At 56.5% G+C, this 21,048-nt stretch carries 14 protein-coding genes; 7 read left to right on the top strand and 7 right to left on the bottom strand.

What is annotated here, in order from left to right; all coding sequences use genetic code 11:
* Window positions 1–225: 225 nt before the first annotated feature.
* Window positions 226–846, bottom strand: a complete 621-nt coding sequence (locus DU505_RS19185) for a hypothetical protein (protein WP_114480575.1) — start codon at window positions 844–846, stop codon at window positions 226–228.
* A gap of 92 nt (window positions 847–938) precedes the next feature.
* Window positions 939–1,526 (bottom strand): STY4534 family ICE replication protein, encoded by a 588-nt coding sequence (locus tag DU505_RS19180; RefSeq protein ID WP_114480574.1) that lies wholly within the window; start codon window positions 1,524–1,526, stop codon window positions 939–941.
* Between the two features lie 734 nt (window positions 1,527–2,260).
* Between DU505_RS19180 and DU505_RS19175 the strand changes: the two genes are divergently transcribed.
* From DU505_RS19175 to DU505_RS19160, 4 genes are all read left to right on the top strand, one after another.
* Window positions 2,261–4,015, top strand: a complete 1,755-nt coding sequence (locus DU505_RS19175; RefSeq protein WP_114480573.1) for an ATP-dependent nuclease — start codon at window positions 2,261–2,263, stop codon at window positions 4,013–4,015.
* Entirely contained in the window at window positions 4,008–5,462 is a 1,455-nt protein-coding gene (locus DU505_RS19170) for a UvrD-helicase domain-containing protein (protein ID WP_114480572.1), read from the top strand. Before DU505_RS19175 ends, DU505_RS19170 begins: the two co-directional genes overlap by 8 nt.
* 381 nt (window positions 5,463–5,843) lie before the next feature.
* Window positions 5,844–6,545: a DUF4145 domain-containing protein gene (locus DU505_RS19165; protein WP_114480571.1), complete on the top strand. Its 702-nt coding sequence runs from the start codon at window positions 5,844–5,846 to the stop codon at window positions 6,543–6,545.
* Window positions 6,546–6,618: 73 nt separating this feature from the next.
* Window positions 6,619–7,371, top strand: coding sequence for a restriction endonuclease (locus DU505_RS19160; RefSeq protein WP_114480570.1), 753 nt, complete (start codon window positions 6,619–6,621; stop codon window positions 7,369–7,371).
* 158 nt (window positions 7,372–7,529) lie between these two features.
* Here DU505_RS19160 and DU505_RS22425 read toward each other — a convergent pair whose 3' ends face one another.
* Entirely contained in the window at window positions 7,530–7,871 is a 342-nt protein-coding gene (locus DU505_RS22425) for a hypothetical protein (RefSeq protein ID WP_147273106.1), read from the bottom strand.
* A 456-nt stretch (window positions 7,872–8,327) separates the two neighbouring features.
* Between DU505_RS22425 and DU505_RS19155 the strand changes: the two genes are divergently transcribed.
* Window positions 8,328–10,205 carry an ATP-dependent nuclease gene (locus tag DU505_RS19155; RefSeq protein ID WP_181872874.1) on the top strand — a complete coding sequence of 626 codons (1,878 nt, stop codon included), beginning with the start codon at window positions 8,328–8,330 and terminating at the stop codon, window positions 10,203–10,205.
* A 193-nt stretch (window positions 10,206–10,398) separates the two neighbouring features.
* Here the strand turns inward: DU505_RS19155 and DU505_RS19150 are convergent, their stop codons facing one another.
* From DU505_RS19150 to DU505_RS19135, 4 genes are all read right to left on the bottom strand, one after another.
* Window positions 10,399–11,742 (bottom strand): TIR domain-containing protein, encoded by a 1,344-nt coding sequence (locus tag DU505_RS19150; RefSeq protein ID WP_114480568.1) that lies wholly within the window; start codon window positions 11,740–11,742, stop codon window positions 10,399–10,401.
* 1,241 nt (window positions 11,743–12,983) lie between these two features.
* Window positions 12,984–13,220, bottom strand: a complete 237-nt coding sequence (locus DU505_RS19145; protein WP_114480567.1) for a transposase — start codon at window positions 13,218–13,220, stop codon at window positions 12,984–12,986.
* Between the two features lie 424 nt (window positions 13,221–13,644).
* On the bottom strand, window positions 13,645–14,934 hold the full coding sequence (locus DU505_RS19140) for a TRAFs-binding domain-containing protein (RefSeq protein WP_220250896.1): 1,290 nt from the start codon (window positions 14,932–14,934) through the stop codon (window positions 13,645–13,647).
* 72 nt (window positions 14,935–15,006) lie between these two features.
* Complete coding sequence (locus tag DU505_RS19135) at window positions 15,007–17,802, bottom strand: tetratricopeptide repeat protein (RefSeq protein WP_181872873.1); 2,796 nt, start codon at window positions 17,800–17,802, stop codon at window positions 15,007–15,009.
* A 177-nt stretch (window positions 17,803–17,979) separates the two neighbouring features.
* Here DU505_RS19135 and DU505_RS19130 point away from each other — a divergent pair, with 177 nt between their 5' ends.
* Both DU505_RS19130 and DU505_RS19125 read left to right on the top strand, forming a co-directional pair.
* The gene (locus tag DU505_RS19130) at window positions 17,980–18,921 is read left to right on the top strand and encodes an alpha/beta fold hydrolase (protein ID WP_114480564.1); all 942 of its coding nucleotides are present in this window, start codon (window positions 17,980–17,982) and stop codon (window positions 18,919–18,921) included.
* A 15-nt stretch (window positions 18,922–18,936) separates the two neighbouring features.
* Entirely contained in the window at window positions 18,937–20,556 is a 1,620-nt protein-coding gene (locus tag DU505_RS19125) for a trypsin-like peptidase domain-containing protein (RefSeq protein ID WP_114480563.1), read from the top strand.
* Window positions 20,557–21,048 lie beyond the last annotated feature (492 nt).

Genomic DNA, 21,048 nt, shown 5'->3' with positions numbered 1-21,048 from the left:
CTTTCGAGGCGCCTCCAATACGCTTAACTCACTCATGGTAGGTGTCCACTAAGCAATAGGTGGACACCTACCGTCATCGAAGTCGGGGCTCAGCGAAAGGTGTGTTCACCGGACGCATACGGTCATGTTCATGGTTCGATCCTTACGGGGTCGATCCATGGGAACACCCCTCCTCCATGGGAAGGTGATTCCCATGGAGGGTTAGGATAACGTTAGAAAACCACCTCAGCGCATTGACTCGGCATAGCCGCTGAGTGATAAAAGGTGACGTGAGAGGCTGAGTCTATCCTCAAGACGACGGGCCTGCTGACGCATATGACGAGCCGTCTCGAAGTTGTCCCAGCCGGCTTCTACTGAGGCCTCCGAGCGGAGGCGCTTGATTTCTGACTCGACGATATCCCACTGGCTACGTGGGACAAGACCATCTCTATCATCAGTAGCCCAGCTACCGTTCATATAGAGATCTATCACCTCGTCGTCGGGATTAAGGATTCTGACGCCCCAGGGACGGAACATCCCATCGTAGGTAGCCCCCTTGTCATCCCACTCTGCCACCAGTTCCGCTTGGAACTGGAAATGCCGAACTGCGAGTTCACGCAATTCCCGCAAGGAGATGAATGGCTCTAGGACTACTACGGGACGCTCGACATCCCGTGTGTAGTAGGTACAGCCAGGTGCATGGTCATACATGTCACATGACTCCGAGCCATAAATGATGGCTCGGGCACCTACAGCAGGTTTGAACTGGGTGCCGAACATATCGTCCAGCACCATCGCCGCCTGCTTCTTATTGGCGAGATTGAGCTGTTGAAGGAAACACTTGTCGCCATGAGTCAGATAGTTCACTTCGATCTCTCCTTGATGCATATCACCCAGAGAGCCCCCTCCCCAGTGGGGAGGAGTTCTCCCCGGCTGGGTAGGGTTGGTTGTGAAGTGGGTCAGGGTATCGCCGGCGAATCGAATGACCCAGCGGCATCACCTGAGTGTGCCGCGGCGTAGCCGTTGGGGGCCGAATCCGGCTCAGAGACGGTATCGGTCGCCATCTGCGGCTCTGCCTGGGGCACAGGATGATCGTCGCAATGCTGTTGCTGATCACCCTGGGGTTGGGCGGCAGTCTGGACATCATCACGGCGTGGTGCCTGATAAACCATGTCGCCGTTGATTTTGATCCAACTGACGAACAGCAGACGAGCTTTCAGGCTGACGCCTGTTTCGCCCTGTCGTTTCCCCTTCTGGTACACAAACGTATCCGTCCATAGATCGCCGAGCCTGAAACCGATCAGGACTTTTTTATCCATGTTGACGGCCTGCTCGCAGCGCTTGACCAGTCTTTCCGCTTCACGGCCGCTAACACGGCAGTCGAAGCGGGTGTAACTGACATCATCCGCTGCACCGGTCAGAGCTGCGATATCGCAAGCCCAAAACGCGTTGCCGCGCTTCGGGGTTACCTCACGGATTCGGTTGAGGTAACCCAGGCCAGTAATGTGAAGGTCGAAGAAGCCTGTGGAGGCATTCTGAGTGGTCATGGTGTTTCTCCTTTGGATAGGAACGACGAATCCATGAGAAACACCAATCCCCTCATGGGAAGGTGATTCCCATGGTGGGTCGGCTTGATGACGCCCGGAGGCGTAGGTGATGTAGCAGGTTGCATCCGACCGCTTGGCGGCGCTCCCTTGCAGGATGCGCGGGGAGCTTGGGCAGGCGTCTCGGTTGGTGCCGGTCGAGACCACCGGACTGTCATCGACAGCGCCTTGCATCCTCAATGCTAGCGAAGACCGGTGTAGTGTCAAGAGAGCCAAGCGGAGCTGCTTTGTCAGCTAACGGGATGTTCCCACTTCACTCCCCCCTCACGAGCGCAGTGTGTAAGGAGGAGCACTGCCAATCCGTGAAGTATGAAAAAGGTCAGATTCGATTGGGCAGGACTAAGAAATTTTTAGTAGCCTGAGGGTTACTGGATGTGTCCAGACGGACTGTCCCTGTCGCCATCTTGCGACTGGAGCAGACCGTAACATCAAAGAGAGGCGGTCCAAATGGGTACCGCCGGGCGGTAGCGTGTTCTCTGGCCGGATATGCCTTACCGGAGAAGGTACCGATCAATAGGCTTTTGTAGAAGAAATTTTCGACCAGCAGATATCGACCCGAAGCGGACGCTCACTGCCGGACTTCGCCTGCATCCGCAGAATGCAGATTACAACGCCGCGATTTAAATTCGTACGTTACGAGCTTCATTACTTAAGCGGTTAGTAAGGATTATTCCATAATGCGTATCGCACACATCTCAATTTCGGATTTTCGAGGCATCAAATCACTTGAATGGACGCCGTCGCCGAACTTGAACTGTCTGATTGGTCCGGGCGACTCTTGCAAGACAACGGTCTTGGATGCCATCGAGATAGGCCTAAGTCCGCGATTTGGATACACCGGAAGTGATCCCGATCTGTTTGGATGCGACCCAACAAGCAAACCTGCGATTTGCTTGACGCTCGTTGATCTTCCGGAAGAGTTGATTGTAGAGCACAAATACGGACTCTATTTGCGCGGTTGGAGCGAGGCAGCTAAAAAAATAGACGATGAACAAGCGGAAGGCGATATTCCGGCTCTGACAGTGAAAGCGTTGCTTGATCCCGAAACCCTTGAATGGAGCTGGGAGGTCTTCAACGAACGCCTCGAAGGTGAGCTACCCCGTTTGGGCTTCAAGGACGCGAAGTTAATAGGACCCAATCGGCTTGGGGAATACGCCGACCGCCATCTCACGTGGGGTCGAAACTCCGTTCTCGGGAGACTTGAGAAAGGGCCGAATGCGTCTGAGTTGCTGGCCAGTTCGGTTAGGCAGGCAAAGGCATCATTCGCCGCCGGAGATCGTACTTCGTTCGATGATGTTGTGAAGCTGGCAGAGAAGGTCGGTGCGGACTTTCTGGTACCCAAGACCCAAGGTTACGAAGCCCAGTTGGACATCCATTCAGGTATGTTGGCTTCGGGCGCAGTTTCTTTACATGATGGCAGCATGCCGCTTAGGACCCTCGGTAGCGGATCATCACGCCTCATGGTGGCTGGTGTTCAAAATTCAGGCCCTACTCAAAACATAACGCTTGTGGATGAACTCGAACTCGGGTTGGAACCACATCGCATTATGCGTTTGTTGCGATTTCTGCGATCTGGATTTCCACAGAACGGCGATGCTCCGCCTATCGTACACCAAACATTCCTGACAACTCATTCGCCAGTTGTTGTTTGCGAATTGGATGTTGGAGAACTGTTTTGCCTTCGCAACAACGCAGGCAGTGTCGCCGTTAAGTGCGCGCGGCCAACTGAAGGAACAGTGGATACGGCACAACGGCACGTGCGCTCCAATCCCCATGCTTTCCTAGCTCCACGCTTGCTGATTGGTGAGGGGCGAACGGAAGTCGGATTTTGGCGCGGGCTTGATGACCAATGGTGCGCCGCTGACAAGGAGTCGTTTGCCTATCGGGGTGTCGTTGCGATTGACGGAGGAGGTAGTGACAATGCCTTAAAGTTTGGTCTCCACATGCAAACGCTCGGCTATAGCTGTTTCGTTTTGCTTGACTCGGATGTCGAGATTAAAGCAGCCACCAAGGATGCGTTCAAGTACGCTGGAGGGCAAGTCGCTGAATGGTTGGACGACTGCGATATCGAACGCAGGGTCTTTCTCGACGTTCCATGGGCAACTGTACTCGAAATTGTTGATTATGCACTTGATGTCGTCGGCGAAGGTAGGGTTCTGAGAAATCTCTGCATGACTGCCCCAGCTCAGCCGAGCATTGACCGAGCGGCGCTAGACGCCCTTACTGACTCTGAGGCAAATCGAAAATGGTTGGCAGCGGCCGCCATTCTGAAGGTTGATAAAAAGCCCGGCGTCAAAGAAGACCGTTCATGGTTCAAAGACATGACGCGGGGCGAGCAAATTGGAACAATTGTTTTTCGTTGTCTCAAGGACATTCCAGAGACCCCACTTGCCAAAACGATAAATGAAGTGAGGCGGTGGATTGATGCCTGAATTTGCCCAAGAGGAAGTCACGGCCATCATTCGTGCGACCAAAGCTGGCAGCGTGATTGCGGCTGCCGGATGCGGGAAAACCGAGCAAATCGTACGGACGGTGAAAGCTATAAGCGATGATCCGGGAATTTCGAAACGCTGCCTCATCCTCACCCATACATTTGCGGGTGTTGACGTACTGCAGAAGCGGTTACGCAAGATCAATGTTCCTGCGTCTTCCTACAGGATTGATACAATCGCGAGCTGGTGCTTGCGGTTTGCGAAAAGCTACCCAAAGACCTCGGGGGTCAAAAAGGTCAATCCTCAGAGCAACAAAGACTGGTCAGAGGTCTATCCTGCTGCGGTCAAGCTTCTTGGTTCGCACGGTATCGATGACGTGATCCTTGCCACCTACGCTTGCGTTTTCGTTGATGAGTATCAGGATTGCAGCGCAAGCCAGCATGAGTTAATCGTGGGGTTCAAGCGGCTAGTCCCTGTGTGTATTTTTGGTGACCCCTTGCAATCAATCTTCGACTTCGACGGCGCGCTGGACTGGTTCGATGTCGTCGAAAAGGACTTTCCCAATATCGCGAAACTGACCACGCCCTGGCGGTGGAAGAAAGAAAACGCGAATGCTGAGCTTGGCGAGAAACTGATCGAGTTGCGAGAGCGGATTGAAGCCGGAGGCCCTTTAGATTTTTGTGTCAACGAAAGGGGTATCCGGCGTCAGTGGCTCCCAGGTGACCCCGGAGCCAAGTCAGGTAAAGTCAGAACCACTTGTCTTGAAACAATGGACTTGGAAGGTACGTTAGTGGTTGTGGCTCAATCAGCATCTGAGGGATCACGAGCTAGCATAGCCAAAACTTTGGCAAAACAGAAGTTCGCTGTCGTGGAGCCTGTTTCTTGCAAACCACTTGCAAAACATTCGAAATCCATTGAGCAAGCAGATGATGCGCAAAGGCTGCAAAGGGTTTTGGATTTTGTCAGGCTGTGCGTGATTGGTGTTCAGGCCGATTTTGCCAATTCCGTTAAGGCCCACCAAGAAGGCAGACGCGCTGGTCGAACTAAGTATGGTAACCTAATCGACATTGGAGACCGTGTAGCCAAGGCGAATGGGATGCCCCACGTGCTTGATCTTGTGGAAGGACTATTGGCCCGTGACGACGTTTTTCCGTATCGTCGTGAACTTCTAAGCATGATGTTCTCAGCACTCCGAACTTCGAGGGCGACAGGGGCTCCGCTTTCCGAAGCCGCAGCAGATGTTGAAGCAAAGGCGAGACACTTGGGGCGTCACCTAGACCGTAGGAGTGTAGGTAGCACGCTCCTGTTAAAAGGCTTGGAATTCGAGCATGTAATAATCGTTGAGTACGACGGGATGAGCAAAGAGGACTGGTATGTCGCACTTACACGAGCCACGCAGTCAGTGACTGTGTTGTCATATCAATCCCAAGTCTCATGGGACAAGTAACGACGTTTGGAGTCGTTAGTCTGCTTGTGCCGTAAGCCGGATGTCAGCTTTGGAGACGCTGCATCGCAGCGTGTGAAGCAGTGATGGATGATGGCTATTGGTCGAGTTAGGAATTTTAGTCAATGCTGATGTGATGGTGGAAGCAGATGACGACCCAAAGCGGCCATGTTACCAAAGGCAGCAGGCACGTTCATTGGGATATATATAGCATGCACGATGGTTGGTGTTATGTGGCCGAATTATACTTATTTCCAAGAAATTTCAATAGGTTGAGAGGTGGCCGAGCGTGCATCATAATATTATTGAATGCACGTTCAAGTGGAATATGGTGTATGCTACATAATAAAACTTTTATGCATTAATAGCGATGCGAGATGAATCATGGCTGAACTAGTTGCAGATTGCCCGCGTTGCGGATCAAGTCGAATTTCATTCGATCTATTGAGCGCCATTCATACCAGAACCGAGTATGGCTGGCAGTATTGGTATGAAACTTTTGCCATTTGTCGCCAGTGTCACCTATCAACTGTCTTTGTTCTTGCTGATGACGTTAATGCAGATTACGAAGCCGTTCATAAAACTGGGCTTATACATATAGATCACGCAGTCAATCGATACGTACGAATCGAAGGAATCATAACGTTAAAAGATCGGGCGGAAGTAGAAGCACCTGAGTATGTGCCAAATGCCATCAACAATGTGTTTATGGAAGGCGCAACATGCTTGAAAGTTGATTGTTGGAACGCTGCTGCAACCATGTTCCGCTTATGCATTGATCTTGTAACGAAAGGATTATTGCCGGAGCAGGATGTAGAGAGGCTAAATCAGAGAACACGTAGAAACCTTGGTCTCCGTTTACCTTGGCTTTTTGATAATCAGTTGTTGCCAGAAAGTCTGAGGGAACTTTCGACATGCGTCCGGGAAGATGGTAACGATGGCGCGCATGCTGGAACTCTTCGCAAAGCAGATGCGGAGGATTTATTAGATTTCACCCGTATCTTGCTTGAACGAATCTATACAGAGCCCGAGAGAATCCGGCTTGCAGCAGAGCGCAGAAGGCAAAGGCGAGATGAAAATGCATAACAATGCGCTCGTGCGGACGCAAACAACGCTGCGCATCGTTTGCGCCGCACAGCTTGGGCGTTAGGCGATAGCTATGATATTTGATACTCCGCCAAGCAACTGGAAGGAATTGCAGAGATTAGTCTGTCAAGCGTTTCAGGAAATGAGCTGCTATTCAGAATTAGAAAAAACTATAGATCTCGTTCGTGGGAAAAAAGAGATAGACGTTTATGTAGAAGACTTCGTTCACGATATCCGATTAAAGATATTGATCGAGTGCAAACAATGGAATAGTGATATACATCAAGACGTGATACATGGATTTAGGACAGTTGTTAACGACTCCGGGGCAAATAAAGGAATAATCATAGTAAAAAAAGGCTTTCAATCGGGTGCCTATGAGGCTTCAGATAAGGCACCGATAGAACTTCTATCTTGGGAAGAATTTAACATTAAGTATTTCAAGAAGTGGCGAGAAAGCTGTGAGCGGAGACTAAGAGAAAAGGCGTTAGAGCTTCACGAATTTAGAAATTTTCCATATGGACCGAGTTGCGACGAGCCTCTAGTAGAGCTGAGCCGTGAGGAACACGATGACTGGTGGGAATACATGAACGGTTTTTCTATGATTCTCATTCTAGGAAATAGAAAGTTACTTTCAGAGCTAGATGAGGGGCCGGTTAAAATAATTCATCCAAATAGTGATCTTGAGAAAGCCGAAGATTTGAATTGGTGGGAAATAACTAGCTATAGAGAGTGGTACGACTATGCCAATTCGGAGCTTGACCGATGGCTTAAGAAAACTAGGGAGTGGAATAGAAAGTTTGAATCACGAAGAGAAAGTGCCTAACAAATCAATCAACTTCGCCTTTGACACCGGACAGCTTACATTCCGCTTCGCTCCAGCTGCCGGTTATTGAGGCGTTACATCAGTTTATCTTAAATGACGGCTTCTAGCGATTGAAGTCACAAGAAAAAATATCAGGATAAAATTATACAGCTAGGTGGTCATGGAGCGCAAGGGGAAAAGTAAGCTCTCTGTGCTTCTCTAATGTCCTTTACTTCTCCTGATGACATTATCTTTTCAACAGCCTTGTCCATAACCGGTATTACATCAGCTCTTGTGAAATTCAATCCCCGTTCATTTGCACGCTCAACTGCGAGGTCTAAGAAAAAAACTACACCTTCAGTGTCAAAGCTAACCACTCTGGCTGCTGCGCATCCCGCATATTGCTGCCAAGTTGGCTTCATAAAAGAAGGTGTTGGGGCAAACAAGAATGCTATCATTGCCACCAAAAATATTAAAGCCCAGAGCCCCTTGAGTTTTACCAACTTTTTTAACAGCTCCATGTTAGCCTCCGTTTTCTTGGAGTGTATCCCAGATGGAATCATTTAACAATTGGCATTTTTAGAGATCAATATATTATAACCAAGTGCTGAAAAATTTACAATTCTAGTGCTTTTTAATAATCAGCAGAGAGCTGTGCTCTCCGTGAGGCTGGGCAGCCGCAGTTATCTTTAAAGTTATATGCTAACTATTGTGTATTTAAAATAGTTAAGATTTCTTGATACGTATCCAGATTTGATGCCTTGAAAGATAATCAGCAGAATATATAATATACAGTTATGGAGTCTTCGCCTTTAGTCATATGCACGTACACTTTAGGTCCGCTCATGGCCGAAGAGTGAACTTCAGTCTATGCTGTTGGGGTTGCGGAGGCAGTTGACGATCCAAAGCGGCCGGTCCGGGAAACGCAGTCAGCCCGTTCATTGGTGTTAGGCATCGGGAGGCAAGGGGCATTCCGCATGCCCTTGCAGAATGAAACAGAACCAGCAGGGACATTGGGGGAGCGAATGAAGCTTGCGCTGTTCAAGGTCACACGGTACCGGAACGTGTGGGATTCCGGATGGGTTGATGTAAATGACGTAACCGCCTTCGTTGGGCAGAACGAGTCCGGCAAAAGCAACCTATTTGAAGCCCTGTATCGAATAAATCCCTTTTCGGCGGATGACATCTACGATATCGACGAGGATTGGCCTGTCGACGACTGGGGTAACAAGGACCCTTCAACGCTAGTGTGCGAGGCGCATTTTGCACTCGCCGCCGAAGATATCGAAGATCTCTATGAAGTGGCTGGTCTATTGGCGTCGGATGAGGGGGAGGACAGCCAGCTGACTGCCGAAGCCACGGAAGGCGAGGAAGTGGCCCATGTTGCGCCGGAGATCCCAGCGGAACTGGTGCTGGTCGGGTCTAGATCATACGACTCTGGTCCTATGTTCGCCGTAGCCGGCGACCAGGCTGCCGACCTGGATCCGAAAAGCGTGGATGCATGGGCGAAACGGTATGTACCCAAGTTCGTATTGATCCAAGACTACGGGCTAAGTGGCACGCAGATTGAACTGAACCAGCTCGCGGATCGCTACAAAAAACTGCACTGGCACGGCCTAACCAACGAGGAACAAACGGTCAAAATCGTCCTTGATCTCGCAAAGATCGACATTGACGACTTTCTCGCGAAAGGTGGCACGGCCGAAGGTCGTACTGTGCGTTCTTTTGACAAACGCGCAGCATCGTCCTACCTGAGCAAACAGTTTCGCGACCTTTGGACGCAGAAAAAAGTCAACTTCCACATAGAGATAGACGGCACTACCCTCAACATATTTGCGGAGGATGAAGCAGTCGGAATGCCGGTGCGCTTGCACCGGCGTTCCAGCGGTTTCCGCTGGCATGTCTCCTTCGCATGGAAGTTCACCCATGCTAGCAAGGGCCATTACAAGGACTGCATCCTGCTGTTAGAAGAGCCCGGAGTCCACCTCCACTACTCCGGGCAGCGCGACCTGCTCGAGGTATTTCAGCGGCTCTCAGAATCGAACACGATCTTGTATACCACCCACCTAGCCTCGATGGTTGATCCTGCTTATCCCGAGCGCGTACGCATCGTGGAGACCCAGGCCAATAACCACACCACAGTGAAGAAGGGCGTCGTAAGTAGCCAAAGGGCACCAATGGCTGTTGTAGAGCTTTCGCTGGGTTTAACCGGGGACATGAGTGGCCTCCTTGGCACCCGGCAGACCCTCATAGTTGAGGGGGGCGATGACGCACTGATCCTTCACAAACTGTCCGGCATTCTGCGGAGTGAGGGAAAGCCGCATCTATCTGACCGCATCTATCTCTGGCCGGCACGCGGGGCGCCTAAGACCCCGATGTATGCGGCTTTCGCAGTTGGGCAGGGCTGGGACGCCGGCGTCCTGCTCGATACGGACCACGAGGGCCAGACAGCGAAGAAGAAGATAGATGAGTTGGTGCTTAAAGACCTTGCTGGTGAGCAGAAGGCGCGGTTCCGTGTCCTCATGCTCGGCACGGCGGCCGGGATCAAGAAGACGGATGCTGCTATAGAAGACCTTTTCGAGGATCAGTTTTACATCGACTGCGTCAATACTGCCTTCGGTCTCGCGATCAAGCCAGGGGATCTGCCAGAGGACGGCTCAGACATGATAACGAAGCGCGTGGAACGGGTTCTGATCGAGCGGTACGGGCACAAAACAATCGACAAGCGACGGATCATGTCCGAGATCATGTCCCGGTTCGACGGCTGGGAGAAGGTGTCAGATCTCCCAAAAGGCACGCCGACACGCGCAGAGAAGCTCTTCACGGCTATAAACAATGCCTTTTCGGCCGCTTAGGCAGTCATGGTGTTACGCCATCGAGGTTTGTGATGGGCGTGAAGAGGCCTAACCAGGAGCTGGAGCCGACCGTGGCCTTGGTTACCGGACTCCGATAGAGTTCGAGGAGATTAACTGATGGTGGCGTGTCCACTTTGTCGGGGGAAGTCCACCGACCGCTGCAACCGGTTGTTAGGCGACCACTGGCATTCGTTCAAGTCGGGATTCCTTCATTGAGGCCCTCGTTTGCTTGGGTGATCCCGAGCGCGTAAAAGCCCTTCGCAGGTGCGTACAGTCCTTCCATCTCATCCATTCGCTCCTTTGAGTGCAGATGAGTCGCTACCAGGGCATCCGCTTGATTCCTGTAGAGTCCGAACAGTGTTTCATTTTCCTGCAACTGTGAAAGTAAGTCAGCAAATCGCCCGTCTTTGAGTCGTCGTCCGAGCTTCGGAATATCTGCGGGCGGATTGAAATAGCGGTTCTTGCGCGTTTCAAAGGTATGGAGTCGCTCAAGTTGACGGCGTTGAATCGCCGCGACAAGCTTGGTTACCCCTGCCTGTACGTCTCCGGCTCGCATGTCTAGGTACATCACGTCACGCAACAGAGCCGGGATCTCTGCGTCCTCGAGCAGGATCGGAAGAACGATCGCGCCACGATCTCCCGATACCTGTCGAGAGATTGCCATGTTGAGTTCCTGGCGCACCCATTGGCTCTTCACTGACGCCTTCGAGAGGAAGAAGGCAACAAAGTCTGCCGAGTCAAGGCCTCGCTCGATCAGATTCACGAGGGAGTCGCCGTGCGTGAGTTCAGCCTCGTCCATCCACACATCTATTCCATGATGCTTTAGTCCCTCGGCCACTTGCCGGACAACTGGCTTGTCGGTGTGCGCGTGACTTAGGAACACTACAGGCTTGCGATCGCCCGCAGCCGCTACGAGATCGGCCACGGCGCGCCGAATCGCAGAGACGAGGGAATGATGTGGAATACCTCTCTCCGCTGCCCCATCGATGAGAGCTTGGATCTCCGCAACTACTGCATTGGCGGGTTGGGTTGTGCTATCAGGCCTTGTTCGCTCTGCTTCTTCGAGAGCCTGGATCGTACGACTCAGGTCTGCCGCGACCTGAACGGCGAGTTTGTGAGGATCAGAGAACGTTGCAGTGGTGTGCCGAGTTGATAGAGTGTCTTTCCATCTCTCGAGAAGACGCAGTTTGTCCGGATCTCGTTCGAAGTGCTTTGGTAGTACGGGTGCATTCTCGTCCCGGAGATACACCAAGCAGGGTTTCCCGAGCCTCTGCCCTTCGCGGTACTCGGCTTCAGAAAACGACACCCCGAGCTCAGGCACGAAACTACCATACCGGTGCCCCACCACGACCACCAGCACATCACTCCGTCGTACCTCCGCGAGACATGTTTCGATGGGGAGATTGGCTCTCGCACCGAAGAACTCCATGGAGTCGTGTTGAAGCTGAAGGCGGCGCACAGCATCGAGGACGCGGTCCCGCTCCTCAGAGAGGTCCGCGTAGGTACTGCACAAGAAGACGGTCAGCGGTCTAGGCATAGGTCATTGGTCATTGGTCGCCTAACTGTTCAGCATTTATTCGCTGTGCGGAGCATAGCGAATAAATGCCTGTTGGACTAAGCCGCCCATCAGACTGCTAAGCAGCTTCTATATGGTATTGGATTGGCTGGGGTGCGACCTGACTCATCTCGTCACGTGCGTACGCTGCTGTGGTGGCGCGTTCGAGCAATGATGATGGCCATGACTTCCCTCTACCTCCAAGCCCAATTTTCCCCAACATAGCGCGTCTAGTGGTCAGAATCCATCACCGGGACAAGCGCTGCCACGACCCGCGAGCGGATCGTATCGCCGAGTCCGTGGTCTGGCCGAGTCCATGGTGTGTCTGGCGTTATCTCATGCTCGATAGCGTTGCTCCGTGTGGTTGGGAGGGGGGGCGGCTACGTATGGGTTGCCGGGACGTGAGGGTCCCGATCACCAGCAATGTCGGTTGCCGACAGTGTGGGCAGGTGTAGTCCGGCTCCGGGTCACTGGCGGCAGCATCCGCGTCCGCTGGCGTCTCGGCGACCGCCGACGCTGGCGGATCTCATGATCGGTGCTTGAGGTGGTCATGATAGGTGCCCACTTATTAATAGATGGGCACCTAATGTCGCCGGTGCGGAACCTCAGCGTAGGGTGTGTTCACCGGACGCTTACATTGGGAAACGCGGCAATCGCCATTTGCGCATGCAGCTGATCCACGGTACTAGGCCGTGCTGCAGGTGGTAAGAACGCGCGATGAGCAGGATGGACTTCGTCGTTGGGTGGAGCGAATTACCCCTCGTAAGCACGGTAATGTGGTGGCCGTGGCACTGGCCAATAGGCTGGCTCGGGTTGTCCACGGCGTTTTGCGTTACCAGCTACCATTCGATTCAAGATTGATGAGCTGCTGATCACTGATCGTTCCAGGCAAAAAACAGCATCGATACCAATTTCAGGAGGTTAACTCCCACCGAGTGAGTGCGAGTGCCGGAAACGATGGCGCAAACAGGTTAACGGCATACTGAGAGCCTGGCTAAAAAAGCGGCACGAAAAAGGTCTTGACACTATTAAGGAGCGGTATGCGCGGATTTCCATTATGGGCAGGGGCATCACCCGATAGCCCATCAAGAGGTCGGATACATTGGCGCAACCTTGTCCCCCGTCATGTGAGAAGGCCCTTACATCACCGGGGCGGACCATACATTATTTAGGATGTCGTTCTCCTCCTGAAGCTCCGATACTCGGCGTTTAAGACGAGCGACCTAATCCTGCTCCTGGATCCTCTGTTTGGCCTTAGCCGGGGCCTTCCTGACTCGTTTCATGGCGAATTTACCTTCGCGATATTCCTTTCGCCAGCGTGACAGCATGAAGGGGTGGGTATCCAGTGCTTCAGCCACTCCCTGGACGCTCCGGTGGGCCTGATGGCTCCACTCCACCGCATTGACTTTGAACTGAGTGCTATAGCGTTGCGTTTTCTTCCCCGTGATCATCTCGGGCATCGGTTCTCTCCTGTTGGGGAGTTATCGATGCGTGTCCACTGTAATGGGGAAAGTCCACGGTGGAGTTCCCCCACTCCAGGGCGTAATGCGCCTGCTGATTATGTCGCTTCGGTAGCGGCCTGTGACGTTCTCTAGGGGGATTTCTCGAGGAGTGTTAGTTTGAACAACCTCGGATGTGGCGATGATGGAAGTGCTCTGAAGCGTCTCGTTGGCCACTGTGAGCGGCTTCATCGCCAGATACAGATATAGGCAGCGGGTATTCGTGTTTTCACACAGCCTCGGCAGTTCCCGACAACTGGAGATTTCCGACAAGCGCCTGTGGCGTATTGAACCCAGCTAGCCTCAGAGCGCCTGAATGATCTTTCGGAACTCGCGGCCTTCCAGCAGCTCCCGGTCCCTTTTGAGTAGCCATTTCAGCAATGATTCATGATTCAGGCGCCACTTGGTTTCTGCCGACTAGCGCCTGCTCAATGTCCCGCGCCCAGGGCAGGCGCTCCCCGCGCTGCTCGCGTGCTTCCCGGATCAGGCGCAGGTTGCGTACGGTGGTTTTCGGCTCCCAGGTCTCTCGGATGGCGGCCAGGGCATGGGGAATGGCGTCCATGGCGGCACTTTCGTCCTTGTCCAGTACCGCCAGCTCAACCAGGGTGGCGTGGTCCCAGTAATCGGGCTGGCCCGAGACGAGGCGTCGCTCCACGGCATAGGTCACCACCGGGATGAGCCTCTCCCGACGAGGATCGGGCGGGTTCTGGAATTCCATCAGGGTAACGGCGTTGACGCCGGGATAGGCGTCCCGCCAGTCGGCCTCGAAGCCCTTGAGATAGGAGTCGATGGCCTTACTCAAGAACCCCATGGCTAGGAAGGTATCACCGGCCGTGGCGGCTAGCTCCCAGCGGTCCTTGTAGACCCTGCCCAGGATGCCATATGTCTCGCTGCTGGGGCCGCGCCGGGTGATCAGCTCCAGCAGCACCCGCTCGGCCTCCTCGCTGCGGCCGGCCCGATTCAGGGCCAGTCCCAATTGCTCCTGCACGAGCACGGTGGCGGCGAGTGGCGGGCTCATCCAGTCAACCAGCTCGATCATCGCCTGCCAGGCTTCTACCGCCCGGTAGGAGAGGAAGAGGTCTATCACTACTCCTGCCTCCGCATCCTCGATGCTGCCGAGCTCGTGTTCCACCGCACGCACCGCCTCCACGCCCTCCGGGCGGGCGGCGGCCAGTCGCTGCTTGATGCCTTCGGCATAGGCGACCCGGTCGCGGAAGACATCGGTCTTGAGGCGCTGGATGTCGGGGAAGCCCTCCACCAATTGAAACACCGGGCTGTCCGGCTCCGCATGGCGGGCCGACCGCAGCCGCTCGGCCAGGGTGTCGCAGACCGTCGACGGCTCGCCCGGTGCGCCGCCAGCACCGAGCCGGTAGGGAATAGCCCTGAGCGGGGCCACGTCGAAGGGCAACTGGCCGCTCTCCTCGGCGTAGAGAACCACCGTGGTGGCCGGTCGCACGGCATGCCTCAGGCCTAACTCGTAGAAGACGTTGGCGTTGGCGGTGCTGAGATCGGCCACCGCGTATTCGCAGAGGATCAGCCGTTCGTACATGGGCTTGTGGATGATGCCGCCGGTCATCTCTTCGTCGGCACGTAGGGGGGCGAGCCCGGCAGCCTCGATGGCGGGAGCGATGAGCTCCCGATAGACGGCGTCGAAGTCCACCAAGGTCCCCGCCATGGTGGACTTCCTGCCGAAAGGCATGAGAACGAAGCAGAGGGGACGGTGCATGGGGAACCTCTGTAACTCGGGTTAACGGCTCAGCCGGTTTTGAACCTCTTCCTGAATCGCACGTTGCGTGGCGCTAAGGGTGGCAGGATCACGCAAAAGTAGCCAACGTAGGAGCTCATCAAGGATAGCCTGAGCCGCTTGAGCCGCTGGGTCGTCCGGAATTTCATCCAGGGTGAGATAAAGATTCCAGGCAGTTAGGGAAGTGTCGGGGTGCTCCTCGCCGAGCAGCCGGCGCTGGGCGGCCAGCACCTGCTCATGCAGTGCCCGTGCGGTGTGGAGATCACCCTTAGCCCGCAGCGTCACGGCCAGGCTGTCAATCGTGGTCAGGGTGGCGGGGTGCTCCTCGCCAAGCAGCCGACGAGAGATTGCCAGCGCCTTTTTCTGCAAGGCCTGTGCCGCGGCGAGCTTGTCTAGGGCACACAGCGTCACGGCTAGGTTGTGCATCGAGGTCAGGGTCTCGGGGTGCTCCTCGCCGAGCAGCCGGCGGCGGGTGGCTAACACCTGTTTCTGCAGGGCCCGCGCCGCAGCGAGCTCGTCCTGAGCCCACAGCGTACCTGCCAAGTTGCCCATTGAGGTCAGGGTGTCGGGATCCTCCTCGCCGAGCAGCCGGCGGCGGGTGGCTAACACTTGCTCGTGCAAGGCACGTGCGTTGGCGAGATCGCCCTGAGCCCGAAGCGTACCGGCCAGATTGTGCATCGAGGTCAGGGTGTCGGGATCCTCCTCGCCGAGCAGCCGGCGGCGGGTGGCTAGCACTTGCTCGTGCAAGGCTCGTGCGCAGGCTAGATGGCCCTGATCCCGCAGCGTCTCGGCCAGGTTGCTCATCGAGGTCAGGGTGTCGGGATCCTCCTCGCCGAGCCCTCGGCGCTGGACGGCCAGCACCTGCCCGTGCAAGGCCCGCGCGTCTGCAAGATGGCCCTGATCCCGCAGCGTCTCGGCCAGGTTGCTCATCGAGGTCAGCGTGTCGGGATCCTCCTCGCCGAGCAGCCGGGCATATCCTTCGTGCTGCTGGCGATAGAACTCTTCTGCGTCGGGATAATTACCGCGCTCTGATTCATAGCGTCCGAGCCTGCCGATAAGCACGTATTCGGCGACTGTCACCGGCTGTTCGGCCAGCACCCGAGCATGGGCCAGGTTGTCCTGTAGCACGTCGTGATGACGGATGGCAGCGACCGGCTCTAGGTCCGCGTCGAGCACGCTGAGTGCTGCTTCGCGCAGTACGCGCTGGCGGTCGGTATCATTATCATTCAGACGCAGGGTTTGAGCGATCAGGGCATGAACAGTGGCGGCTTGGCGGCCCTGCACCTCTTCGGCCAGCGATGCCTGAATGGCATGGTGCATGCCTAGGTAGGCGCGGTCCACTGCGGTTTGTTCTTCCAGATTCCCAGCTGTTTTTAGACATCGGGCGACCAGGCGTCGATCCACCGGCGCGGCGGCAAGCTGTGCGCACAAGCGTAGGAAATCCAGTCCCTCGAGCGACAGCGTCTGGAGGCTGCCGAGAAAGGTAACTGCGATGCTTGGGTTATGGCCGTTGGGCAGTTCCCCGGCCAGCTGTGCGGCCAGCGCCAGGGCGTCCTGGTTTGGTTGTTGAAGCCTCGTCAGGAAACCCGCGTAACCTTGTCGCTGGCAGGCGGCGCGGGCCACGTCCAGCGCCAGCGCATGGCCTACCAGGCAGGAGAGGATGCCTTTCACAGCGGCTGTCTCGATGGCATCCTGCGGGGTGCGGTCGCGGGTGAGCAAAGCGAGGGCGTCGGTCGGGGGCAGTAGGCTCAGGTCGATGGACTTGCCCAGGGCATCGTGGCGGCGCGAGCGGGTGGTGAGCAGAGTCTGACCGTTGTTGGAGGGCGCTAGCCAGCGCCCCAGCTCGGTCCGATCGCAGTCGGGCAGGTCGTCGACGATCCACAGATACGGCCCCAGCGGCTGCAGTCGGTTGGCGAGCGTGGCGCGAATCTGCGGCGAATTCAGCTTGCGAATGTCCCCTACATTCACACCCTGTGCCAAGGCGAAATTGGCGAGCTGATTGTGGTATTCGCCATCACGTCGCCGGGCTAGGGCCTCGGCGGACTCCTTCGGCCGGTCGCTGTTGCCATAGGCGCGCAGCCAGAACACCCCTCCCGGCCAGAAGGTGCCGAAGCGCAGAGCATATTCCTCGGCCAGCAGCGACTTGCCGATGCCGCCGCTGCCCCGTAACTGGGTCAACTGGCCGTGGCTGATTGGCGCCGGCTGGCCGCAGACGATGGCGAAGTCACCGGCACTAAGGGCGGTGTGGATATCCCACAGGTCCTGAACCCGGCCGATGAAGCGGTTGGAACCCAGCGCGGCGTAGCCGTACCAGGGCGGCCGGGACAGAGCGCGCAGGGCGCCGAAGGTCCCCTGGATAGGCCGCAACAGTTCCGCGATGCGTCCGGCAAGAGCGCCCAGTCCCGATCTATCAGATATCTCGTTAGGAGCCCGCAGGTGCTTGATGTCTCGTACCTGGGGCAGCACCAAGTGGCCGGTGTCGGTTTCCGGATTGACTACTAGAAGTCTGCGCACTGGCGCGGTCTCGGCACGGGCCGCGATCAATGCAGCAGTCAGCTCCCACTGGCAGGGGCGGGAGTGAGAATAGTCCACGGAATACCAGGCGAGCAGGGCGCGACAGTTGGCCAGCCCCTGATCGATGCGGGCTTGGATGCTGTCGGCATCGTCAATCTCATTGCAGTCCAGACAGACGCTGACCTTGATGTGTTGGAGCGCCCCCGCCAGCGCCTTCACGATCTCGGCGTCGGTGCGCCGGTAGCTGATGAACAGGTCCCAGGGGGGAGGCGTGGCGAGATTCATGAGCGTGACGCTCCTGCTATTGCCCATGGGTTAACCGGCAAACTCTTCATTACGACCTTGCCGAGAAGTTATGGGGTGTCGCGCCAAGTTATCACCCTGCACACTGTTACAATGTAGTATAGACTTTTACGAAATTAACGAATTTCTTCCGATGGCCATTACTTAAGAGAGTGAGCCATGGCCCATGTGACCTTCATCCACGGGATTGCCAACAAGCCGCCACCCGACGAGTTGCTGCGCATCTGGCGGCAAGCCCTGGCAGACGACGGTGATGCCCTCCCGCTTGGTGATCTTGGCGTGACGAGCCGCATGGTCTATTGGGCCGATGTGCTCTACGCAGCCCCGGACGCCGATGCTGCCGCCCACGAAGGCATTCTAGAAAACAGCCCCGAAGCCATCGACGGCGGCGGCGACGCCGAGTTGCCGGTGCCGACAACCGTCGAAGAGCGGATATTCCTGGAGGGCTTGCGGGATCGACTCACCGACTTGAGCAATGCCGAAATCATGGCGGCTGGAGCGCCAGATCCTACCGATGAGGCGCCATTGGGTCTGGAGCGGGTCCCACTGCCCTGGTCCTTCAAGAAACGCTTCATGGCGGCGTTTCTGCGCGATGCCCATCATTACCTGTTCGATGTCAACTTCTCACCGCGCCCCGGCGAGCAATATCGCGTGCAGCAGGAGATCCGCCGCCGCTTCGTTGAGGCGCTCGGCGACTCCCTCATCACCCGACCACATGTCGTCGTCAGCCATAGCATGGGGACGGTTATCGCCTACGACTGCCTCAAGCGGGTCAGTGAATGCCCACCGGTCGATGGCTTCATGACCCTCGGTAGTCCGCTCGGCCTGGACGAGATACAGGATCAACTGCAACCGGGCTGGAGTCGCCGCGACGGCTACCCCCATGAAACTATTTTTGGCGGCTGGGCAAATGCCTACGACCGGCTCGACCCGGTCTGCGGCTTCGCCGCCAGACTCGCAAACGACTTCCGCCAGGCGGGCAATAGGGTCATCGACGATCGGCGAGTCAGTAATGGCGGCAAGTGGCGGCATTCGATCGGCAAGTACCTGCGCCAGTCCAGAGTGCGGTCGCAGTTGCGCCAGCTCCTGGACCTGCCATGACGGGAGGTGCGGCTAATGGGCGGGAATGAGGACGAGCCGACGGCATTGCGGAACAGGGCCGAAGACTTGCTCGGACGGCTGCGCGGGCTGGCCGACCGCGAGGCGGTCAAGGTCGGCCGGCAATTGGTGGACGAGCTGCGTAGGCAGCGCGACTTCGCGACCGTGGAACAACTGGCCGAGGTCATCAGCCGGCAGGCACCCGCGGACACCAGCTCCCGCCTACTCTATGCTCAGAGCCTGATCGAGACCGGCCACGTCACCGCCGCCATCGATGTGCTGCAGGCGCTGACCCAGCGCCTGCACCCCGATGACCCCGAATGGACCCAGGCCAGGGGCTTGAGCGGCCGTGCCTACAAGCAGATCTTCGCCGACGCCGGCGACAAGACCTGTGTCGCCGCAATAACTGCTCTGAAGCAGGCCATCGCCGCCTACCGGGAACCCTACGAGCAAAGCCCCGCCGGCAATGCCTGGCACGGAGTGAATCTTGCCGCCCTGTTGCGCCGGGCGCGCCAGATTGGCCTGCGTGCGGCGCCGGACCTGGATCCGAAGACTATAGTGTGGGATGTCATCAAGACGCTGGCCGCAAAGCCAATCGGCCAGCGCGATCACTGGCATCACGCCAGCCTTGCAGAAGCCTACCTGGCGCTGGACGACTGGGACGAGGTAGAGCGCAATCTTCAGGCCTATGTCGCCGATAGTCGGACCTGCGCCTTCGATCTCGGCAGTACGCTGCGCCAGTTCACTGAAATCTGGGATCTGGAAGCAGATCCGGCGCGCGGCCGGGGTCTCGTCGCCACCCTGCGCGCACGACTGATGCAGCTGCCGGGCGGCGAGCTCGACCTCAGCCCAGCTGAGGTACGGCGACTGCATGCGCAGTCGCGACCGGAGCAGAGACAGCTGGAGGCGATTCTCGGCAGCGAAGGCCCGGTGACCTGGCGCTGGTGGCAAACCGGCCTAGAGCGGGCACGTGCCGTTTGCGCAGTCCGCGAGCGGCTCGGTGGTCGGATCGGCACGGGTTTTCTCATCCGCGCCGGGGATGTGGGACTGGAACCTCGCGACGAGCTGCTAGTAATGACCAACCACCACGTGGTCAACGATCAGGGGATCAGCCCAGGCTTGTCGCCGGACGCCGTTGAGCTAGTGTTCGAGGCCGTAGATGCCGACAGGTCGCACTTGGTGAATGGCATTTGCTGGCGCTCGCCGGTCGACCGGCACGACGCCTGCCTGCTCCGCTTAGCCAGCCCAATCAAGGGAATCGATCCGCTGCCGATCGCCAAAGCCTTGCCGGTGCTGCCGGAGGAACAATCCTACGAGGATCGCCCCAGGGTTTACATCATCGGCTACCCCGGTGGCCGAGATCTGGCCTTCTCCTTCCAGGACAATGAACTACTGGACCACGAAGGCCCGCCTCGGGGCGAACCGCCCAACCTCGGCGTGCGCCGGGTACACTACCGCGCCCCGACCGAAGGCGGAAGCTCCGGGAGTCCGGTGTTTAACGCCCGCCTGTGGGAAGTGATCGCCTTGCATCACATGGGGGGTCAGATCATGCCGCGACTCAATGGCCGAGCTGGCAGCTATGCGGCGAATCAAGGGATTTGGATGCAGTCGATCGTAGCGGCGCTGGGCGAACACTGAGTGCTTGTGAGTGCGGATCCGGCCCTGAGCCTGGCTCGGGCCCGCTCGGCGAAGAGTTCGACGCCTTTTTGATCGATGTCGAAACGGATCTGACGGCTGATCCCGACCGGATGCTGACGCACTTCATGAGGGATTATTACGAGTCGGGATTTGACGGCAGCGTCAGGGCATTCGCGACTCGCTTTGGCCCACGTGGTATCACCTTTCTGGAGTTCGAGGCACCGGACTAGACCGCCACCTCATCTGCCTTGAGGAATTTGTTGGCGCCGTTTGCGCGGATCGGCAATTAGGCGGCCGGCAGGGTACTGCTGCAGAAACGCAGCACTCTCGGCCACTGTAGCGACCAGCCATGCTTGGACCTAGCCCGCAGCAGTACCACCACTATGCTTTTTTCTTATCTGGGCGATGCTATCCAGAGGGGCAATACAACGGTTGGTGATGATAACCCAGGGGCTTGGCGAGCGGTTGGCTCAAGCGTCTGATAAAGGCGAC

Source organism: Billgrantia montanilacus (assembly GCF_003336675.1).
Classification (GTDB): Bacteria; Pseudomonadota; Gammaproteobacteria; order Pseudomonadales; family Halomonadaceae; genus Halomonas; species Halomonas montanilacus.
Note: the sequence above shows the minus strand (reverse complement) of the source record. Positions and strands in the feature narration are given on the sequence as shown.

What these genes read in the sequence shown, in the direction of transcription:
- DU505_RS19145 (WP_114480567.1), bottom strand. Translation starts at nt 13,220, where the DNA reads ATGCCCGAGATGATCACGGGGAAGAAAACGCAACGCTATAGCACTCAG.
- DU505_RS19130 (WP_114480564.1), top strand. Translation starts at nt 17,980, where the DNA reads ATGGCCCATGTGACCTTCATCCACGGGATTGCCAACAAGCCGCCACCC.
- DU505_RS19125 (WP_114480563.1), top strand. Translation starts at nt 18,937, where the DNA reads ATGGGCGGGAATGAGGACGAGCCGACGGCATTGCGGAACAGGGCCGAA.
- DU505_RS19170 (WP_114480572.1), top strand. Translation starts at nt 4,008, where the DNA reads ATGCCTGAATTTGCCCAAGAGGAAGTCACGGCCATCATTCGTGCGACC.
- DU505_RS19150 (WP_114480568.1), bottom strand. Translation starts at nt 11,742, where the DNA reads ATGCCTAGACCGCTGACCGTCTTCTTGTGCAGTACCTACGCGGACCTC.
- DU505_RS19160 (WP_114480570.1), top strand. Translation starts at nt 6,619, where the DNA reads ATGATATTTGATACTCCGCCAAGCAACTGGAAGGAATTGCAGAGATTA.
- DU505_RS22425 (WP_147273106.1), bottom strand. Translation starts at nt 7,871, where the DNA reads ATGGAGCTGTTAAAAAAGTTGGTAAAACTCAAGGGGCTCTGGGCTTTA.
- DU505_RS19180 (WP_114480574.1), bottom strand. Translation starts at nt 1,526, where the DNA reads ATGACCACTCAGAATGCCTCCACAGGCTTCTTCGACCTTCACATTACT.
- DU505_RS19155 (WP_181872874.1), top strand. Translation starts at nt 8,328, where the DNA reads ATGCCCTTGCAGAATGAAACAGAACCAGCAGGGACATTGGGGGAGCGA.
- DU505_RS19175 (WP_114480573.1), top strand. Translation starts at nt 2,261, where the DNA reads ATGCGTATCGCACACATCTCAATTTCGGATTTTCGAGGCATCAAATCA.
- DU505_RS19135 (WP_181872873.1), bottom strand. Translation starts at nt 17,802, where the DNA reads ATGAATCTCGCCACGCCTCCCCCCTGGGACCTGTTCATCAGCTACCGG.
- DU505_RS19165 (WP_114480571.1), top strand. Translation starts at nt 5,844, where the DNA reads ATGGCTGAACTAGTTGCAGATTGCCCGCGTTGCGGATCAAGTCGAATT.
- DU505_RS19140 (WP_220250896.1), bottom strand. Translation starts at nt 14,934, where the DNA reads ATGGCGGGGACCTTGGTGGACTTCGACGCCGTCTATCGGGAGCTCATC.